We start from the raw sequence: 542 nt of genomic DNA, 5'->3' as shown, positions 1-542 counted from the left end.
GCGCATCAGGCGATGACACCGCGTGCCATGTGCTAGCAAACTTTATTTCAAAAACATGCAAATGACGTAAACCCAAAACGGAAAATGGTTTGGTAAAGTTACTGCATGTACCCACCCGAGCAACTTGCCAGCCTGCCCCCCGAACTGCGCGCCTACATCCTGGCGCTGGAAGGTCGCGCCGCCGCCGATCAGAAACAGATCGGCGCGCTGCAGCAACGCGTCTCGTTCCTGGAAGACCAGTTTCGACTGGCGCAACTGAAGCGGTTCGCGCCATCGAGCGAAAAACTGGGCGCCCAGGGTTGCCTGTTCAACGAAGCCGAGCAGGACGCCATCGCCTTCCCGGAAAGTGAAGAGCCGGACGGGGCGGATACGCCCAAATCCCCATCCAAAAAGCGCGGCCGCCGGGCTTTGCCGGCGCACCTGCCGCGCAAGCGCGTCGAACACGATTTGACCGAAGCGGAAAAGGTCTGCGCCTGCTGCCAAGGTGCCCTGCACCGCATGGGTGAAGAAACGAGCGAACAGCTCGACATCATTCCAGCGAC

General features: G+C 60.0%; 1 protein-coding gene. It reads left to right on the top strand.

The features are described from left to right. Nucleotides 1-105: 105 nt before the first annotated feature. A partial coding sequence (locus ACP7D4_RS28245; RefSeq protein ID WP_426212761.1) for an IS66 family transposase zinc-finger binding domain-containing protein occupies nucleotides 106-542 on the top strand: 437 nt, incomplete at its 3' end.

The sequence above is a fragment of the Massilia sp. TWP1-3-3 genome (genome assembly GCF_049897805.1).
GTDB lineage: Bacteria > Pseudomonadota > Gammaproteobacteria > Burkholderiales > Burkholderiaceae_D > Telluria_A.
Note: the sequence above shows the minus strand (reverse complement) of the source record. Positions and strands in the feature narration are given on the sequence as shown.